Raw genomic sequence first — 18228 nt, forward strand, 5'->3', positions numbered from 1 at the left:
ACCGGCCTGCTGGCCGGCAGAGGGAAGCTTTGATGTTAAACCGTATCCGGATCTCGACCACGCTTTTCCTGATTTTGATTGTCTGCGGCGTTTTGCAGATTGGCAGTAATGGGTTGTCTTTCTGGGCTTTTCGTGACGATTTCCAGAACCTGAAAAGGGTCGAGGTTAGCAATCAGCAGCGCGATGCGTTAACCCAAAGCCGGGCCGCGTTACTGCAGGCCAGCAATGCTTTAAACCGGGCGGGTACGCTGACCGCACTCAGCTATCCACCGGACGATATCAAACGCCTGATGGCGGATGCCCGCAGCAGCCTGAAGCAGGCGGATATGCTGTTTAACCAGTTCCTCGAGATCCCGCCGAAAGAGGGCGAGGCTGAGGTAATGCTGGCCTCGACAAAAGAGAGCTATACGGCGTTCAGAGACGATCTCCAGCATCAGGCAACGTGGCTTGAGAACAACCAGCTTTCCGACTTTATGACCGCGCCGGTACAGAAATCGCAGGGCGTTTTTGATGCGAACTTCAATGCCTGGCAGCAGAGCATTAATCAGATTGTGCAAACCGCGAGCGGCGACAGCCAGAAAAACTACCATATCTCCGCGGTGATTTTCACCGTGGTGACGATCATCGCCGTGGTGCTGTTGCTCGGCTCGCTGGCCTGGTCGCGCAAGATGATTGTGCAGCCGTTGGCGATTGTCCGTAGCCACTTTGACAGCATTGCCGCCGGGGACCTGGCGAAGCCAATTTCGGTCTTCGGGCGCAATGAGATCTCGGAGATATTCGCCAGCCTGAAAAATATGCAGACGGCGTTAAAAGAGACGGTCAGCCAGGTGCGCAGCGGCACCCGCTCCATGCACGCCGGTATCGGTGAGATTGCCGCAGGCAACAGCGACCTGTCGGCTCGAACCGAGCAGCAGGCGGCTTCCCTGGCAGAAACTGCGGCCAGTATGGAGCAGCTCACGGCTACAGTCGGGCAGAACGCCGATAACGCTCGCCAGGCGGCACAGCTTTCCCGCAGCGCGGCTGATACCGCAAAGCAGGGCGGGCAGCAGGCAGCGAACGTGGCAAACACCATGCGCGATATCGCGGGCAGTTCGCAGAAAATTAGCGACATTACCAGCGTGATTGACGGCATTGCGTTCCAAACCAATATCCTCGCGCTGAACGCGGCGGTAGAAGCGGCACGTGCCGGGGAACAGGGGCGTGGTTTTGCGGTGGTTGCCGGGGAAGTTCGTAACCTGGCCAGCCGCAGTGCGCAGGCGGCCAAAGAGATCAAAGTGTTAATTGAAGAGTCCGTTGACCGCGTGCAGCAGGGATCGAAGCTGGTCGATACGGCGGCGACAACGATGGCTGAAATTGTCCGTTCGGTCACCCAGGTGAACGACATTATGGGCGAAATTGCCTCGGCGTCAGATGAGCAGCGCCGTGGGATTGAGCAAGTCGCTCAGGCGGTCAGCCAGATGGATCAGGTCACGCAGCAAAACGCCGCGCTGGTTGAAGAAGCCGCCAGCGCCACCGATGCGCTGGCGGGGCAGGCTGAATATCTTTCCGGCGTGGTGGCGGTATTTCACCTGAGCGGTGCCGACGCTGAGTCCGCAGCCAGTGAATTCGCCGCGACCGGAGAATGGGTAACATCTTGAAGGGAATAAAGAAGGCGCTATGACATCATCGACGCCCACCGGGCAACAGTCATTAATGCTACAGATGACACAGCGTCTGCCGCTGTCCGACGCGCATTTTCGTCGGATATGCCAGTTGATCTATCAGCGCGCGGGTATCGTGCTGGCCGACCATAAACGGGACATGGTTTATAACCGTCTGGTTCGCCGCCTGCGTCTGCTGGGTCTGGATGATTTTGGCCGCTACTTAGGCATGCTGGAAGCCAACTCCAGCAGCGCCGAATGGCAGGCGTTTATCAACTCGCTGACCACTAACCTGACCGCTTTTTTTCGCGAAGGACACCATTTCCCTATCCTTGCGGAGCACGCCCGCAAACGCAGCGGGGACTATAAAGTCTGGAGCGCGGCGGCTTCGACCGGCGAAGAGCCCTATTCCATCGCCATTACCCTGGCGGATGTGCTGGGGGGCGGCGCGGGACGCTGGAAGGTTTTTGCCAGCGATATCGACACCCAGGTGCTGGAGAAAGCCCAGAGCGGCGTTTATCGCCAGGAAGAGCTGAAAACGCTTTCGCCGGTACAGATGCAGCGCTATTTCATGCGCGGCACGGGGCCGCATGAGGGGCTGGTCCGGGTGCGCAGTGAACTGTCGAATCATATTGATTTTGCGCCGATCAACCTGCTGGACAAGCAGGCACCGGTACCGGGGCCATTTGACGCCATTTTTTGCCGCAATGTGATGATTTATTTCGATAAACCTACACAGCAGGCGATTTTGCAGCGCTTTGTTCCGCTGCTGAAACCCGGCGGGCTGTTGTTTGCCGGGCATTCGGAGAACTTCAGTAACCTCAGCCGTGACTTCTGGCTGCGTGGTCAGACGGTCTATGGCCTGAGTAAGGAAAGAACATGACGAAAATACGTGTCTTATCGGTCGATGACTCTGCGCTGATGCGGCAGATAATGACGGAAATTATCAACAGTCATAGCGATATGGAAATGGTTGCTACCGCCCCGGACCCACTGGTGGCGCGCGATCTGATTAAAAAGTTCAATCCGGATGTGTTAACGCTGGATGTCGAAATGCCGCGAATGGACGGCCTCGACTTCCTGGAGAAGCTGATGCGCCTGCGGCCCATGCCGGTGGTGATGGTGTCTTCGCTGACCGGCAAAGGGTCGGAAGTGACGCTGCGCGCGCTGGAGCTGGGGGCTATCGACTTCGTGACCAAGCCGCAGTTGGGCATTCGCGAAGGGATGCTGGCCTACAGCGAAATGATTGCTGAAAAGGTGAGAACCGCCGCCAGGGCTAAGATTGCCGCACATGCGCCAGCCGCCGTGCCTGCGACGCTGAAGGCCGGGCCGCTGCTTAGCTCGGAAAAATTGATTGCCATTGGGGCTTCAACCGGCGGCACCGAAGCGATTCGCCATGTGCTGCAGCCGCTGCCGCTTTCCAGCCCGGCGCTGTTGATTACCCAGCATATGCCGCCGGGTTTCACCCGTTCGTTCGCCGAGCGGCTGAATAAGCTGTGCCAGATCAGCGTTAAAGAGGCCGAGGACGGCGAGCGCGTACTGCCGGGTCATGCCTATATCGCCCCGGGTGATAAGCACATGGAGCTGGCGCGCAGTGGCGCAAACTATCAAATCAAATTACATGACGGCCCACCCGTGAACCGGCATCGCCCGGCCGTGGATGTGCTGTTCCATTCGGTGGCGAAACACGCGGGGCGTAACGCCGTGGGCGTGATCCTCACCGGGATGGGTAATGACGGTGCCGCCGGGATGCTGGCGATGCACCAGGCAGGGGCGTGGACCATCGCCCAAAACGAAGCAAGTTGTGTGGTGTTCGGCATGCCGCGTGAGGCCATCAATTCCGGTGGCGTCAGCGAAGTGGTCGATTTAAGCCAGGTTAGCCAGCAGATGCTGGCGAAAATTAGTGCCGGACAGGCAATACGTATTTAACTGAAGGAGCCCGGATTTTATGGCGGACAAAGAACTCAAGTTTCTGGTCGTAGACGACTTTTCAACCATGCGCCGCATCGTGCGTAACCTGCTTAAAGAGCTGGGTTTTAATAACGTTGAAGAAGCGGAAGACGGCGTAGACGCGCTGAACAAACTGCAGGCCGGTGGTTTCGGCTTTGTGATTTCCGACTGGAACATGCCGAACATGGACGGTCTGGAGCTGCTGAAAACCATTCGTGCCGACGGCGCGATGTCAGCGATGCCGGTGCTGATGGTTACGGCAGAAGCCAAAAAAGAAAACATCATTGCAGCCGCACAGGCCGGGGCAAGCGGCTATGTCGTTAAGCCATTTACTGCGGCAACACTGGAAGAGAAACTGGGCAAAATTTTCGAAAAGCTCGGCATGTAAGGAGGCGCAAATGCACTCATCAACAAACCCGGCAACAGAGATACACGAGCATTCACCAACCGATATCATTGCACGTATCGGCAGCCTGACCCGCATGCTGCGCGACAGCCTACGTGAGCTGGGGCTCGACCAGGCTATTGCTGAAGCGGCTGAAGCTATTCCTGATGCCCGCGATCGCCTGGACTATGTCGTGCAGATGACCGCGCAGGCCGCCGAGCGCGCCCTGAACTGCGTGGAGCTGTCTCAGCCTCACCAGAACCAGCTGGAAAGCGAGGCGAAAGCGCTGAGCGGCCGATGGGACGCATGGTTTGAAAATCCGATCGAGCTGAAAGATGCGCGCGAACTGGTGACTGACACCCGCAGCTACCTGTCAGGCGTCCCGGAGCACACCAGCTTCACCAACGCCCAACTGCTGGAAATCATGATGGCGCAGGATTTCCAGGACCTTACCGGCCAGGTTATCAAGCGCATGATGGACGTTATCCAGGAGATCGAACGCCAGCTGTTGATGGTGCTGCTGGAAAACATGCCGGAGCCGGACGCTCGCGCCAAGCGCGTGAACGAAGGCTTGCTGAACGGCCCGCAGCTTGATGCTTCCGCCGCCGGCGTGGTGGCAAGTCAGGATCAGGTTGATGATTTGCTGGACAGCTTAGGCTTTTAAAATAGCGGCGGCCGCTCTCGCGTGCGTGGGGGAGGCCGCCCGTTAACGTCAAAATAAACGTACAAAAACGTTTGTAATTCCTCTATTAGCCCAACCGTGCTCTGGCATGCTGTCCTTGAAAATGCGGCCACGAGATTGTTGCGGTGTCTGAAGATAGCGATCAGGAAAAAACAGAAGCCCCCACGGCCCACCGACTTGAAAAGGCGCGTGAAGAGGGGCAGATCCCGCGTTCCCGTGAACTGACTTCCCTGCTGATGTTATTGGTAGGGCTGTGCATTATCTGGATGGGCGGGGCGTCGCTGGGCAAGATGCTCGGCGCCATGCTGTCTGATGGCCTGCACTTCGACCACAAAATCATCAACGACCCCAGCCTGATTGTGAATCAGATCAGCCATTTGATTAAGCTTGCCGTGATGGCGCTGCTGCCGCTGATCTCCGGCCTGATTATTGTCGCGATAGCCGCGCCGATGCTGCTGGGGGGCGTGAACTTTAGCGCCAAGTCGATCAAGTTTAATCTCGGCAAGCTCAACCCGATTGCCGGCATTAAGCGAATGTTTTCTATGCAGACGGCAGCGGAGTTACTCAAGGCGCTGCTGAAAGCGGTGCTGGTGGGCTGCGTGGCTGCCTGGTATTTGTGGCACAACTGGCCGGCGATGATGCGCCTGATGAGTGAGTCCCCGGTTACTGCCCTTGCCAGCGCGCTCAACATGGTGGCGCTTTGCGCCCTGCTGGTGATTCTGGGCCTTATCCCGATGGTGGGGTTTGACGTCTTCTTCCAGATTTACAGCCACATTAAAAAGTTACGCATGACTCGCCAGGATATTCGTGACGAGTACAAACAGAATGAGGGCGACCCGCACATTAAAGGGCGTATTCGCCAGCAGCAAAGAGCGATTGCGCGCCGCCGCATGATGGCCGATGTGCCAAAAGCTGACGTTATCGTGACCAACCCGACCCACTATGCGGTGGCTCTGCAGTACGACGAAAACAAAATGAGCGCGCCTAAAGTCCTGGCGAAAGGTGCCGGGCTTATCGCTCAGCGCATTAAAGAAATTGGTAATGAAAACCGCATCCCGATGCTGGAAGCCCCCCCGCTGGCGCGTGCGTTGTACCGCCATGCGGAAATTGGGCAGCAGATCCCCGGCCAGCTTTATTCTGCCGTGGCGGAAGTGCTGGCCTGGGTCTGGCAGCTGCGCCGCTGGCGCGTGGCGGGCGGCTTAATTCCGAAGAAACCTGAAAATCTGCCGGTGCCTGAGGCGCTGGACTTTGCAAACGAGAAGGACTCCGATGGCTAATCTGGCTGCGATGTTGCGCCTGCCGGGCAACATGAAATCTGGGCAATGGCAAATTCTTGCGGGACCGGTACTGATCCTGCTGATTCTGTCGATGATGGTGCTGCCGCTGCCGCCGTTTGTCCTCGACCTGCTGTTTACCTTTAACATCGCGCTGTCGATCATGGTGCTGCTGGTGGCGATGTTCACCCAGCGCACGCTGGACTTCGCGGCGTTTCCGACCATTCTGCTGTTTACCACTTTGCTGCGCCTCGCGCTAAACGTGGCTTCTACCCGTATCATCCTGCTGGAAGGGCATACCGGTGCGGCGGCGGCGGGTAAAGTGGTTGAAGCCTTTGGCCACTTCCTGGTGGGTGGCAACTTCGCCATCGGTATCGTGGTGTTTATCATCCTCGTTATCATCAACTTTATGGTTATCACCAAGGGTGCGGGACGTATCGCCGAAGTCGGGGCGCGTTTTGTGCTGGACGGGATGCCGGGGAAACAGATGGCTATCGATGCCGATCTGAACGCCGGGATCATTGGTGAAGAGGAAGCGAAAAAACGCCGTTCTGAAGTGACCCAGGAAGCTGACTTTTACGGTTCAATGGACGGGGCGAGTAAGTTCGTGCGCGGCGACGCCGTGGCCGGGCTTATCATCATGGTGATTAACGTGGTGGGCGGCCTGATGGTCGGGGTTATCCAGCACGATATGGCGATGGGGGCGGCGGCACAGAGCTATACGCTGTTGACCATCGGTGACGGCCTGGTCGCCCAGATCCCGGCGCTGGTGATTTCCACCGCTGCGGGCGTGATTGTTACCCGCGTGGCGACCGATCAGGATGTCGGTGAACAGATGGTGACCCAGCTGTTCAACAACCCGCGCGTGATGCTGTTGGCCGCTGGCGTGCTGGGGCTGCTCGGGATGGTGCCGGGTATGCCGAACTTTGTGTTCCTGCTGTTTACCGCCGCACTGCTGGGCCTGGCCTGGTGGATGCGTGGCCGCCAGATGGCCGCGCCGGAAGCGCCTCAGCCAGTGAAGATGCCGGAAAATAATCAGGCCGTGGAAGCGACCTGGAATGACGTGCAGCTGGAAGATCCGCTGGGCATGGAAGTGGGTTATCGCCTGATTCCGATGGTGGATTTCCAGCAGGACGGCGAGCTGCTGGGCCGTATTCGCAGTATTCGTAAAAAATTCGCCCAGGAGATGGGGTTTCTGCCGCCGGTGGTGCATATTCGCGACAATATGGATCTGCCCCCTGCGCGCTACCGTATTTTGATGAAGGGCGTAGAAATTGGCAGCGGGGATGCCTACCCAGGCCGCTGGCTGGCGATTAACCCCGGCACCGCCGCAGGGACGTTACCGGGCGAGGCGACCATTGATCCGGCCTTTGGCCTGGCCGCCATCTGGATTGAGAGCGCGCTGAAAGAGCAGGCGCAAATTCAGGGCTTCACCGTGGTTGAAGCGAGTACCGTGGTGGCAACGCACCTGAACCACCTTATCGGACAGTTTGCGCCAGAGCTGTTTGGCCGCCAGGAAGCGCAGCAGCTGCTTGACCGCGTGACGCAGGAAATGCCTAAGCTGACGGAAGATCTTATCCCGGCGGTGGTGACGCTGACCACGCTGCATAAAGTGCTGCAAAACCTGCTTGAAGAGAAAGTGCCGATCCGCGATATGCGAACCATTCTGGAAACGCTGGCGGAGCATGCGCCTATTCAGAGCGATCCGCATGAGCTCACCGCCGTGGTTCGCGTGGCGCTGGGCAGGGCTATCACCCAGCAATGGTTCCCTGGCACCGGTGAAGTGCAGGTTATCGGCCTGGATGCGTCTCTTGAGCGTCTGCTGCTGCAGGCGCTGCAGGGCGGGGGCGGCCTTGAACCGGGGCTGGCGGATCGCCTGCTGGAACAGACTCAGGATGCATTGCAGCGCCAGGAAATGCTGGGTGCACCACCGGTGCTGTTGGTGAATCACGCCCTGCGTCCGCTGCTGGCGCGCTTCTTACGCAGAACGCTGCCGCAGCTGGTAGTGCTCTCGAGCCTGGAGCTGTCCGACAACCGCAATATCCGCATGACGGCAACTATCGGAGCGAAATAAAGAATGAAAGCGTTACTTTTGATGCTGCTGGTGCCGTTTGGTGCCCTGGCGTTAGGTGAGGGTTCCTGGCAGGACAGCGGGATTGGCGTGACTCTCGGTAACCGGGGCGTAACGGCCTCCTCCCGGCCGTTGAAACCGATGCAGCCCGTCAGCGGCAGAATGACGCTGATTGCCTGGACCTACGTGCTGGATGGCCCGACGCCTGCGGGGCTGACCGTCAAACTGTGTTCGCCGACGAATTGCACCCCGCTTGAGGGTGAAAACGGCACCACGCGCGGGCTGACCAACACCGATGCAAATCAGCCGTTGCGCTTTGTCTGGGAAGTACCGGGCGGGGGCGCGATGTATCCGCCGCTGCGGGTACGCAGTAACCAGGTTATTGTTAACTACGTGCAGTAAGCCTCTCTTTCGACCACCGGCGCTTACCGGTGGTCGCCGGCTGTTTTCCGCTTCGCCAAACCTTTTGTTTTATCAATCAGTGAATCAGGCCCGGTGCCTCTTTGCACTTTTGCCATTTTCCGTTTGCTGGTGGCAGGCAGCACATCATCCTGGCGGAGGAGAACCATCGGCAGATGTGGGATGACACGCTGATGATGGCGGTGCTACCGCTGGCGAAAATCGACAAGCTGCTTGGGCGCAAAGCGTATGTGGAGGAGGCGACCTACCAGTTTTTACTGCACGTCCAGAACCTGATGGACAGGGAGAGCGGGCTGTGGTTTCGCGGCTGGAGCTACGACGGCTGTCACAACTTCGCTAACGCACGTTGGTCACGGGGTAACCGCTGGCTGACTATTGTTATCCCGGACTTCCTTGAGCTGCGTGATTTGCCTGAAACCAGCGCGGTACGCCGTTATCAGCTGCAGGTGCTGAACCGGCAGGTAGAGGCGCTGGCGAAATGCCAGCATGAAACGGGCCTCTGGCATACCTTACTTGATGACCCCGATTCTTACCTGGAAGCCTCGGCGACGGCCGGTTTTGCCTACGGCATTCTCAAGGCGGTGCGAAAGCGCTACATCAGCGCAGACTATGCGGCAGTCGGAGAAAAAGGGATGCGCGGTATTGTGGCTAATATCTCGCCGGAAGGGGAGCTGCTGCAAACGTCGTTTGGCACCGGCATGCGCAGTAATCTTGAGTTTTACCGCCAGATACCGCTGACCTCCATGCCGTACGGCAGGCGATGTCCATTCTGTGTATGACAGAATATCTGTGCGGCTATTACTGCGTCGCTAAAAAAAGAAAACCCGGCACGGTGGCCGGGTTTTTGTTTGTATAGCTTTAGAATTACATACGTTCTACGGTGTTGATACCCAGCGTATCCAGACCCAGTTTCAGCGTTTTCGCGGTGAGCAGCGCCAGCTTCAGGCGGCTGTTGCGGGTTGCGTCATCGGCGGCGCTGAGAATCGGGCAGTGCTCGTAGAAGCCGGAGAACAGGCCGGCAACATCGTACAGATAGGCACACATCACATGTGGCGTACCGTCGCGGGCAACCACATTCAGCGTCTCTTCAAACTGCAGCAGGCGGGCGGCCAGCTGAGCTTCACGGTCTTCGGTAATAACAACCTTCGCTTTCAGCAGTTCGGCTTCGTCGAGGTCGGCCTTACGGAACACGGACAGAACGCGCGTGTAAGCATACTGCATGTACGGCGCGGTGTTCCCTTCGAAGGCGAGCATGTTGTCCCAGTCGAAGATGTAGTCAGTGGTACGGCTCTTGGACAAGTCGGCGTACTTCACCGCACCAATACCTACCGCTTTCGCCAGATTTTCCAGTTCGTCTGCAGGCATGTCCGGGTTCTTCGCCGCAACCAGACTGCGGGCGCGTTCCATTGCCTCATCGAGCAGGTCGGTCAGCTTCACGGTGCCGCCGGAGCGGGTTTTGAACGGCTTGCCGTCTTTGCCCAGCATCATTCCGAACATCTGGTGCTCCAGGGTGACGGACTCCGGCACGTAGCCAGCTTTACGCACGATGGTCCAAGCCTGCATCAGGTGCTGGTGCTGGCGAGAGTCGATGAAGTAGAGCACGCGGTCGGCGTGCAGGGTTTCGTAGCGGTATTTGGCACAGGCGATGTCGGTGGTGGTGTAGAGGTAACCGCCATCTTTCTTCTGGATGATCACGCCCATCGGGTCGCCGTCCTTGTTCTTGAACTCGTCCAGGAACACCACGGTCGCGCCTTCGCTCTCTACCGCCAGACCTTTCTCTTTCAGATCCGCCACAATGCCAGGCAGCATTGGGTTGTAGAGGCTTTCGCCCATCACGTCATCGCGAGTCAGCGTCACGTTGAGGCGTTCGTAGGTTTTCTGGTTCTGCGTCATGGTGATGTCGACCAGCTTGCGCCACATCTCACGGCAGTATTCATCGCCGCCCTGCAGCTTTACCACGTAACCACGGGCGCGCTCGGCAAAAACTTCGTCTTCGTCATAGTGTTTTTTGGCCGCGCGGTAAAACTCTTCCAGGTCGGCCAGCGCCATTTCGCCCGCGTTTTCCTGCTGCTGTTTTTCCAGGAACGCGATGAGCATGCCGAACTGAGTGCCCCAGTCGCCAACGTGGTTGGCACGGATGACCTTGTGGCCAAGGAACTCGAGGGTGCGCACGGCCGCGTCACCGATGATGGTGGAGCGAATGTGGCCCACGTGCATTTCTTTGGCAACGTTTGGCGCAGAGTAGTCGACGACGATAGTTTGCGGTTCAGACACGCTCACGCCAACGCGATCGGACGCCACGGCCTCATCAATGTTTTTCGCCAGAAATGCCGGGTCGAGGAAAATGTTGATAAAGCCCGGGCCGGCAATCTCAACTTTGCTGGCGATCCCGGTCAGATCGAGGTTAGCGATGACCTTCTCTGCAACCTGTCGCGGCGGCATGCCCAGCGTTTTAGCAACGGACATCACGCCATTGGCCTGATAGTCGCCGAACTGGACTTTTGCTGACTGACGAACCTGCGGTTCGCAGTCCGCTGGCGCACCTGCAGCAATCAGCGCCTGGCTGACTTTTTCTGAGAGAAGAGACTGAATATTCACCGGGATACCTTACAATTTGTACTGGGCCGCCACGTCAAGGGCCGCCTAAAAATGAGGAAAGAAACAGGGCGTGAGTATAACGTTATTTACGCTCCGACGTCAGCAAAAGCCTCGCTAGCGGGCGGTGCAATTATTATTAACGGCGCAATGAATAACCATTCATCGGCATTTGGCCCTGGCGGGGAGTTGGCGGCCTGCCAGGAACAGGGTAGATTACGCGGTTTCTAAAAAAGAGGATGGCGGCATGGCACACTGGCAGGCGGTAGATGAACTGCATGATATTTCGGCAGATCTGCCGAGATTTACAAAAGCGTTAACTGAACTTGCCACCCGACTTGGGCTGGAGATTGCGCCCCTGGATGCCGATCACATTTCTTTGCGCTGCCACCAGAACGCGACCGCCGAACGCTGGCGTACAGGGCTGGAAAAATGCGGCACGTTGCTGAGTGAAAATATTATTAATGGCCGCCCGATCTGCTTATTCAAACTCGATGAGCCGGTGTGCGTCGAGCACTGGCGGTTTACGGTTGTGGAACTGCCCTGGCCCGGGGAAAAACGTTACCCGCACGAAGGCTGGGAGCACATTGAGATTGTGCTGCCGGGCGAGCCAGAAACGCTTAACGCGCGGGCGCTGGACTTGTTGTCTGACGCCGGGCTGCGTGAAACGGGAATTTCGGTGAAAACCAGCGCCCCGAAAGGCGAGCGCGAAAGATTGCCCAATCCAACGCTTGCGGTCACCGACGGTAAAGTGACCATCAAATTCCACCCCTGGAGCATTGAGCGGATCGTCGCCAGCGAACAGGCCAACTGATTAGCGCTGCTGCACCGCAGTTTGCAGGCGGCTAAGGGCTTCGGCAAGGACAGCGGCCGTACAGCCAAAGTTGATGCGGATAAACTGTTGCTCGCCAAAATCGATGCCGGGAGAAAAGCCCAGCCCGGCGTTGAAAAAGAATGCCGCCGGATTCTCTACGCCTAATCCGCTGGCATCAACCCAGCCGAGATAAGTGGCTTCTGGCGAAATCATCGTTAAACCCGGCGTGGCATTAATGGCCTGTGTCAGCCGATCCCGGTTAGCGCGCAGATAAACCAGCAGTGCCTGGAGCCACGCCTCGCCGCCTCGCCATGCAGCTTCCGCCGCCGTCAGGGCAAGAATATCCACTTCCGGAACAATGCCTGCCCGCTCGGCTTTGAATTTGCGCCGTAGCTCAGGGTTGGGAATAACGGCCACCGAGGCGCCAAGCCCGGCAATATTAAAGGTTTTGGACGGGGATATTAGCGTAACTGAACGCTGCGCTGCATCTTCACTTAAAGTCGCGAAGGGGATGTGCGTTACGCCGGGCTCAAGCAATAAGTCGCAGTGGATTTCGTCGGAACAGACAATTAACTCGTGCCGCTGGGCAAAGGCCAGATGCTGCTCTAGTTCGTGACGGCGGTAAACCGTGCCGCCAGGGTTCTGCGGGTTACACAGCATTAGCAGTTTTTCATTGCCGGTCATGCTGGCCGTTAATGCCTCAAGCTCAAGAGTCCAGCGCTTTTCTGTAAGCCTGAGCGGTGCGTTAATCTGCGTACGCCGGGCAAGTTCGGATGCTTTGCGAAACGGCGGGTATATCGGCGTCGGGGCTATCGTCGATTCAGAGGCGGCGGTAAGGGCTCGAACGCAGAGATTCAGGCCGGAAACAACGCCAGGCAAAAAGACCAGCCATTCAGGTTTGATGCGCCACTGATAGCGGCTGGCGAGTCTTTCGGTCAGGACATCTATCAGTTCATACGGGCGTTTGCCGTAGCCAAATACGCCTTGCCTGACGCGTGCCTGAAGTGCCTCAAGGATGCAGGGCGGGGAGCGAAAATCCATGTCAGCAACCCACATGGGCAGCACGTTTTCAGCAAATTTATTCCACTTCGAACTGTCGCTGTGACGCCTGTCGATCCATTCATCAAAATTGAATGCCATAGTACGCTACCTTTTTGTGAACCTCTTTTAAGATTATCATTCGGTGATGGGGACACAACCGGCGAACTGCAGGTTTTATCAGGAGTAATCAATGGCTTTGCTTGAAATATGCTGTTATGGAATAGATTGTGCTGTTACTGCAGAACAGGCCGGCGCGGACAGAATTGAACTCTGCTCGGCGCCTAAAGAAGGCGGGCTGACGCCGTCCGCGGGCGTGTTGCGCCAGGTGAGACAGAAAGTGTCGATTCCGGTGCATCCGATTATTCGCCCGCGCGGCGGTGATTTTTGCTACACCGACGGCGAATTTGCCACCATGCTTGAAGATATTGCGTTTGTGCGTGAACTCGGTTTCCCCGGACTTGTTATCGGGATGCTTGATGTAGAAGGCAATATTGATTTACCGCGAATGGAGCAGGTCATGCAGGCCGCTGAGGGCATGGCCGTGACGTTCCACCGGGCTTTTGATATGTGCCATCATCCGCTGCATGCGCTTGAGCAACTGGCGGCGTTAGGCGTGGCAAGAATCCTGACTTCAGGGCAGCAGCAAACGGCCGAAACGGGAATCTCACTTCTTCGGGAACTAAAACAGCATTCCCGTGCTCCAATTATTATGGCTGGCGCAGGCGTGCGTCTGAGCAACCTCGATAAGTTTGTTGCAAACGGTATTGAGGAGCTTCACAGCTCGGCAGGGCGCTCGGTGCCTTCTCCGATGCGCTATCGCAAAGCGGGCGTGTCGATGAGCGCCGATGCACAAGCCGATGAGTTTAATCGCTACTGCGTGGATGCAGACGCAGTAGCGGCCATGAAAAACGCGCTGGTGGACGCAAACCCGCCGCGCTGAAAGATTTCTACCGCGCATCATGTCGCCCAATATGATGCTTGCTCGTACCAGGCCCCGGCGGATTGCTGGGGCTTTTTTTATTTTGTAACTTGCGATGCGTCGCGTAACCTTTCCTTCACTTTTTGTACACATTGTTTAACTTCGTTTGCCAGTCACTTACGTTACAAAACACCCTGGGATGAATAATCCTCTCCGACAACTATCCATGTTAGAGGGAATTAAAAATGAAAAAAATAACTGCAACTGTCATCCTGGCTCTGTCATCCGTCTTTGCATCTGCCGCTTTTGCCGCACCGCTGCCCGAAGTGCTTAACAGCAGCCCGGCAGGGCAGGAGCAAATTGGCGTCGTGTCCATTCGTGGCGTGTCCGGCAGCACCGATGATGCCATCAACCGACTGCAGGTAAAGGCCGAGAAAATCGGCGGCAGCAAAATTAACATTACTGGCCTGGGCACGCCGGGCGACTCCAGCCTGTGGAGTGGCACCGCACAGGTTTATCGCTAAGCGATGGTGAAGATAAAAAACCCGGCAATCAGCGCCGGGTTTTTTGTTTGTGGGTTATGGCTTGCGGGCCACCAGAACGGCACGAAGCGGGGCGGGGTAACCTTCAATAGTTTTGCCGCTGTCATTTGGGTCGAGGAAATCGCCCAGCGATTCGGTGATCATCCACGACGTGCGGCGCTGTTCTTCCTGCGTGGTGACGCAGTGGTCGACAATTTTTACGTCGACAAAACCGCATTTCTCCAGCCAGTTTTTCAATGCCAGCGCGGACGGGATGTAGTAAACGTTGCGCATCTGAGCATAGCGCTCGCCCGGCACTAATACGGTATTTTCATCGCCTTCCACCACCAGCGTTTCCAGCACCAGTTCGCCTTCTTTGACCAACTGACTCTTCAACTGCCAGAGGTGATCCAGCGGCGAGCGGCGATGGTAAAGCACGCCCATCGAGAACACGGTATCAAAGGCGTTCAGCTCTGGAAGTTGCTCAATACCGAGCGGCAGAACGTGGGCGCGCTGATCGTTCCCAAGCAGTTTGCGCACCGCCTCAAACTGGCAAATAAACAGCTGCATCGGGTCAATGCCAACCGCCAGCTGCGCGCCTGCGCCAATCATGCGCCACAGGTGATAGCCGCTGCCGCAGCCCACGTCGAGAATGGTACGCCCGGCAAGCGGCGAAATGTGCGGCAAGACGCGATCCCATTTAAGATCTGAGCGCCATTCGGTGTCGATATCTACGCCATACAGCGAGTAGGGCCCTTTGCGCCAGGGCATCAGGTTGCGGAGCAGCTTTTCAATGCCAAGCTGCTGGCCTTCGCTCAGCGGCGTGGCGGATTCAGCGGTGACGCTGTGCAGGAGGTCCAGACGATGAGGCGTCATCTCCGGCAGATAGTTCACCGTGTTGTACCAGTGCTTGAATTGGCCATGCAGGGATTCACGCTGCCAGCTGGCAATTTGCGCGGGCAGGGTTTCCAGCCACGGGGCCAGGTGGTTTTTTGCAATCAGCTGATAAAAATTACCGAAATCAATCACGCGACTTCTCCGGATTTGACGGCTACCAGAGAGCCAAAGTTAAAGCACTGGAACCACAGTTCAGTGTGCTCAAAGCCCGCCTGTTTGAGGCGTTTTTTATGGGTTTCGACCGAGTCGGTCAGCATCACGTTTTCCAGCATGCTGCGCTTCTGGCTGATTTCCAGTTCGCTGTAGCCGTTGGCGCGCTTAAAGTCGTGGTGCATGTTAAACAGCAGCTCGCCGACTTCGGCATCTTCAAAGCTGAATTTCTCCGAAAGCACCAGTGCACCGCCCGGCTTCAGGCCCTGCCAGATTTTATTCAGCAACAGTTGACGGTCGTCGGGCTCGAGGAATTGTAGCGTGAAGTTGAGCACCACCATCGACGCATTTTCGATGGCGATATGGCGAATATCGCCTTCGATGACTTCGACGGGCGTTTGCGCTTTAAAGGCGTCAAGATGGCGGCGGCAGCGTTCGACCATGGCCGGGGAATTGTCGACGGCAATGATTTTGCAGCCATCGTGATGAATGTTGCGTCGTACCGATAACGTTGCCGCGCCCAAAGAGCAGCCAAGGTCGTAAACCTGGCTGTGGGGCTGCACGAAGCGCTCCGCCAGCATGCCAATCATGGAGATAATATTCGAGTAACCTGGCACCGAGCGCTGGATCATATCGGGGAAGACTTCGGCTACCCGTTCATCAAAGGTCCAGTCGCCCAGTTTGGCTATCGGGGCGGAAAACAGCGTATCGCGGTCAGACATAACGTTAAATCCGGAAATTCGAAAGGGGCGTATTTTGCGTTAATGGAGCGAGAAAACCAACTCCCACGGCATATACCATAAGTTGGCCAACACCATTAGCATCAGCGCGCACCAGGTGGCACTCATGCCTGAACGGCGCCAGCGGATCAGGCGATGATGGTATCCGTAGTAGTGCAGCAGGCGTCCGGCCAGCAGCATAATACCGCAAATATGCACCATCCAGGTTTCGGCGCCGTCCATCTCCATCAGCAGTAAAAGCAGCAGGGAAATGGGAATATATTCCACCGCATTACCGTGAATACGGATGGCGCTTTGGAGTTCACTAAAGCCGCCGTCGCCGTAGGAGACCCGGTACTGCATTCGCAGGCGAACAACGTCGAACGAAAACTTAATTAACAGCAGAGCAGCCAGCACCGCATACAGCGCGCTTACCATATTAACTCCATGTCGAAACAGTTACGGCTCACGCTATGATAGCTTGCAAGCGGAGTGCTGTCGCTAGTGCTCAGAAAAGTGTGGCCTGTTGCGGGATGGCGGGTGGGGCCCCTAATTCAGGAAAAACGTGCTGCAGCGAGGGCCACAGGGTATGAACCAGCTCCGGCGCCTGGGCAATGTCCGGGGTGTGGAGAAAAAGGTATGGCGTTGTTTTTGCCGTCCATTCAGGCAACTTTTTTAACCAGACATCAAACAGCTCGGCATTTTGCGTCATGTTGTCGCTGCCGATAAATCGCACCAGAGGATGGCTGGCCGTGACAATGGCATGCACCGGAACTTTGGGTTTTTTACGTTGGGCTTCCCGCACCGCCTCGTTGTGCGGTACGGCGCTGTGAATCGGGCGGCTGTCGAGAATGGCTCGATTCACTTTCCTGTCATGCAGGCCGCGATTCAATGCCTGTTCATCCACACCTTTGTCGAAAAAGGCCGGGTGCCGGACTTCAACGCCATAGGTGAACTCTGCGGGCAGCGCATCGAGAAAATGCCATAATGCCGGGAGGTCGCCAGGCCCGAAAGTGGCCGGCAATTGAAGCCAGTATTGGCCTATTCTGCCCGCTAGCGGCGACATGCGGTCGAAAAACTCGGCGGTGAGATCGCCGCAGTTGCGAAGGGCGGCGGTATGGGAAATGGTGGCGGGAAATTTAAAACAGAAGCGAAAACTGTCGCCCGTCATTTCCCGCCAGCGCTGTACGATTTCCGCTTTTGGCAGAGCGTACAGCGTGGTGTTGCCTTCCACACAGTTGAAGTGGCGGGCATAATCTTCCAGCGAAGTGATGCCCAGCCGGTTCCATTTCGGGTGCTGCCACTGGGGAAGGCCGATATAAATCATAGCGAAGCAATTATCTCGTCGGTGCTGCGAATGCGGGAGATACGCGGGAAGATGAACTTCAGGCTTTGATTATGTTGTTCGGCGCTGGCGGCGCTGCAGGCATCCTCAGCCAGAACCAACGAGAACCCCATCTCCCAGGCGTTACGTGCGGTGGACTCGACGCCAATATTGGTCGAAATACCGCAAAGGACGATGGTGTCGATGCCGCGGCGGCGCAGCTGTAGCTCGAGGTCTGTGCCGTAAAACGCTCCCCACTGGCGTTTGGTGACTTCAATGTCACTGTCTTTTTTACCGAGCGCGGCCGGGTAGCTCCACCAGTTTTCAGGCAGGGCATGGCCCGGAGGTGCGGCATCAACAGGTTGTTTCAGGGCTTCTGCGTAATCGGCTGACCAGCCCACGCGCACCATCACCACCGGCGAACCGTTGGCGCGGAATTTTTCACCCAGGCGCGCTGCACGAGCCACGACGTCGCTGGCGCTGTGGGGGCCACCGGCAAACGGTAAAATGCCGTCCTGCAGGTCAATCACCACCAGGGCAGTACGAGATGCGTTGAGTTGTGTCATTGTGACTCCGGTTAACATTGGGGTTAAGGGTCAATACCTTACGCTGGAAGCCAGGTTGCTGAGTTTACAAATTTTGTTAATTTTTGTGAGAATCTGCAATACCGGCGCTGCGATTCGCGCCAGTCGGCGGTTTCGGGGTTATCGCCAGCCATTATTTCCAGTATAATAGCCCCCTTTTTTCATCCAGTTGTGACAGTCGAAATAGCTGCCACCAAAGCGCCTGCCGTCGCAGGTGGCGGGTCGCGTGCAGCTGATTAAGG

Annotated in this window: 18 protein-coding genes and 1 pseudogene; 12 read left to right on the plus strand and 7 right to left on the minus strand. The window is 57.0% G+C overall.

The window, feature by feature from the left end:
* The first annotated feature begins 32 nt into the window (after nt 1-32).
* The 9 genes and pseudogenes from ACR6JA_RS04335 to ACR6JA_RS04375 form a co-directional block, all read left to right on the plus strand.
* The gene (locus tag ACR6JA_RS04335; protein WP_494492949.1) at nt 33-1637 is read left to right on the plus strand and encodes a methyl-accepting chemotaxis protein; all 1605 of its coding nucleotides are present in this window, start codon (nt 33-35) and stop codon (nt 1635-1637) included.
* Nucleotides 1638-1656: 19 nt separating this feature from the next.
* Nucleotides 1657-2523, plus strand: coding sequence for a protein-glutamate O-methyltransferase CheR (cheR, locus tag ACR6JA_RS04340; protein ID WP_008453898.1), 867 nt, complete (start codon nt 1657-1659; stop codon nt 2521-2523).
* Nucleotides 2520-3569 (plus strand): protein-glutamate methylesterase/protein-glutamine glutaminase, encoded by a 1050-nt coding sequence (locus ACR6JA_RS04345; protein ID WP_039294605.1) that lies wholly within the window; start codon nt 2520-2522, stop codon nt 3567-3569. Before cheR ends, ACR6JA_RS04345 begins: the two co-directional genes overlap by 4 nt.
* A gap of 19 nt (nt 3570-3588) precedes the next feature.
* Complete coding sequence (gene cheY, locus ACR6JA_RS04350; RefSeq protein ID WP_008453900.1) at nt 3589-3978, plus strand: chemotaxis response regulator CheY; 390 nt, start codon at nt 3589-3591, stop codon at nt 3976-3978.
* Between the two features lie 10 nt (nt 3979-3988).
* On the plus strand, nt 3989-4639 hold the full coding sequence (gene cheZ, locus ACR6JA_RS04355; RefSeq protein WP_008453901.1) for a protein phosphatase CheZ: 651 nt from the start codon (nt 3989-3991) through the stop codon (nt 4637-4639).
* A 143-nt stretch (nt 4640-4782) separates the two neighbouring features.
* Entirely contained in the window at nt 4783-5934 is a 1152-nt protein-coding gene (flhB, locus tag ACR6JA_RS04360; protein ID WP_213716608.1) for a flagellar biosynthesis protein FlhB, read from the plus strand.
* On the plus strand, nt 5927-8005 hold the full coding sequence (flhA, locus tag ACR6JA_RS04365; RefSeq protein ID WP_039304164.1) for a flagellar biosynthesis protein FlhA: 2079 nt from the start codon (nt 5927-5929) through the stop codon (nt 8003-8005). Before flhB ends, flhA begins: the two co-directional genes overlap by 8 nt.
* A 3-nt stretch (nt 8006-8008) precedes the next feature.
* On the plus strand, nt 8009-8404 hold the full coding sequence (flhE, locus tag ACR6JA_RS04370) for a flagellar protein FlhE (protein WP_213716610.1): 396 nt from the start codon (nt 8009-8011) through the stop codon (nt 8402-8404).
* Between the two features lie 128 nt (nt 8405-8532).
* Nucleotides 8533-9278: pseudogene (locus ACR6JA_RS04375) on the plus strand (glycoside hydrolase family 88/105 protein); the annotation flags it as partial.
* A gap of 8 nt (nt 9279-9286) precedes the next feature.
* On the opposite strand, the gene argS reads toward ACR6JA_RS04375, so the two are convergent.
* Entirely contained in the window at nt 9287-11020 is a 1734-nt protein-coding gene (argS, locus tag ACR6JA_RS04380) for an arginine--tRNA ligase (RefSeq protein WP_494492950.1), read from the minus strand.
* A gap of 244 nt (nt 11021-11264) precedes the next feature.
* On the opposite strand from argS, the gene ACR6JA_RS04385 reads away from it, so the two are divergent.
* The gene (locus ACR6JA_RS04385; RefSeq protein WP_213716614.1) at nt 11265-11831 is read left to right on the plus strand and encodes a VOC family protein; all 567 of its coding nucleotides are present in this window, start codon (nt 11265-11267) and stop codon (nt 11829-11831) included.
* On the opposite strand, the gene ACR6JA_RS04390 is transcribed toward ACR6JA_RS04385, so the two are convergent.
* Nucleotides 11832-12971 (minus strand): MalY/PatB family protein, encoded by a 1140-nt coding sequence (locus ACR6JA_RS04390; protein ID WP_494492951.1) that lies wholly within the window; start codon nt 12969-12971, stop codon nt 11832-11834.
* A gap of 91 nt (nt 12972-13062) precedes the next feature.
* On the opposite strand from ACR6JA_RS04390, the gene cutC reads away from it, so the two are divergent.
* Both cutC and ACR6JA_RS04400 read left to right on the plus strand, forming a co-directional pair.
* Nucleotides 13063-13812, plus strand: a complete 750-nt coding sequence (gene cutC / locus ACR6JA_RS04395) for a copper homeostasis protein CutC (RefSeq protein ID WP_213716618.1) — start codon at nt 13063-13065, stop codon at nt 13810-13812.
* A 224-nt stretch (nt 13813-14036) separates the two neighbouring features.
* The gene (locus ACR6JA_RS04400; protein WP_008453915.1) at nt 14037-14315 is read left to right on the plus strand and encodes a YdgH/BhsA/McbA family protein; all 279 of its coding nucleotides are present in this window, start codon (nt 14037-14039) and stop codon (nt 14313-14315) included.
* A 54-nt stretch (nt 14316-14369) separates the two neighbouring features.
* Here ACR6JA_RS04400 and cmoB read toward each other — a convergent pair whose 3' ends face one another.
* From cmoB to ACR6JA_RS04425, 5 genes are all read right to left on the minus strand, one after another.
* A complete protein-coding gene (gene cmoB / locus ACR6JA_RS04405) occupies nt 14370-15341 on the minus strand; it encodes a tRNA 5-methoxyuridine(34)/uridine 5-oxyacetic acid(34) synthase CmoB (RefSeq protein ID WP_213716620.1) in 972 nt (323 codons plus the stop codon).
* The gene (gene cmoA / locus ACR6JA_RS04410; protein WP_494492952.1) at nt 15338-16081 is read right to left on the minus strand and encodes a carboxy-S-adenosyl-L-methionine synthase CmoA; all 744 of its coding nucleotides are present in this window, start codon (nt 16079-16081) and stop codon (nt 15338-15340) included. Before cmoA ends, cmoB begins: the two co-directional genes overlap by 4 nt.
* Nucleotides 16082-16120: 39 nt before the next feature.
* Nucleotides 16121-16516, minus strand: a complete 396-nt coding sequence (locus ACR6JA_RS04415) for an MAPEG family protein (protein ID WP_008453920.1) — start codon at nt 16514-16516, stop codon at nt 16121-16123.
* A gap of 70 nt (nt 16517-16586) precedes the next feature.
* Nucleotides 16587-17405 (minus strand): DUF72 domain-containing protein, encoded by an 819-nt coding sequence (locus tag ACR6JA_RS04420; RefSeq protein ID WP_213716622.1) that lies wholly within the window; start codon nt 17403-17405, stop codon nt 16587-16589.
* Nucleotides 17402-17968, minus strand: a complete 567-nt coding sequence (locus ACR6JA_RS04425; protein ID WP_213716623.1) for a hydrolase — start codon at nt 17966-17968, stop codon at nt 17402-17404. The genes ACR6JA_RS04420 and ACR6JA_RS04425 overlap by 4 nt, the downstream gene beginning before the upstream one ends.
* Nucleotides 17969-18228: the final 260 nt, after the last annotated feature.

This window comes from Cedecea sp. B1(4), from assembly GCF_059414925.1.